Below are 428 nucleotides of genomic sequence, written 5' to 3'. Positions count from 1 at the left end.
TCCAGCATCCGCGCGGCAAGGCCATGGGTCTCCAGCAGGCGCCGGAAGTTCAGAATCGTGGTCTCGTCCGGAACGTTGTCCAAGCCACCGAGCTGAGCAAACCGCCGCAAGGTCGGGATCTCGTGCAGTGCTTCTTCCATCGCCGGATCGCTCAACGCATACCACTGCTGCAGCAGATGAATCCGCAACATCGTCGCCAATGCGTACGGCTGCCGACCTGGCCGCCCCGATACCGGATAGTGCGGTGCGATCAGACCGAGCAAGTGCTGCCACGGAACGACCTGCTCCATCTCGGCCAGGAAGATCTCCCTGCGGGTCTGCTTGCGCTTGCCCAGGCCCTCAGCGTCACCGAACGTCAGTTGCATGGATCACTCCTCAACAATAGGCGGGTAGTGTCGCGTATCTGTGGTGCGTTGTTCAGAGGTTCC

Annotated in this window: 1 protein-coding gene; it reads right to left on the bottom strand. The window is 61.4% G+C overall.

What is annotated here, in order from left to right:
* Positions 1–365: transposase (locus tag XcyCFBP4188_RS22360; protein WP_146094090.1), on the bottom strand; the 365-nt coding region annotated here is incomplete at its 3' end.
* Between the last annotated feature and the right edge of the window lie 63 nt (positions 366–428).

Source organism: Xanthomonas hortorum pv. cynarae (genome assembly GCF_002939985.1).
GTDB classification, from domain to species: Bacteria; Pseudomonadota; Gammaproteobacteria; order Xanthomonadales; family Xanthomonadaceae; genus Xanthomonas; species Xanthomonas hortorum_D.
Note: the sequence above shows the minus strand (reverse complement) of the source record. Positions and strands in the feature narration are given on the sequence as shown.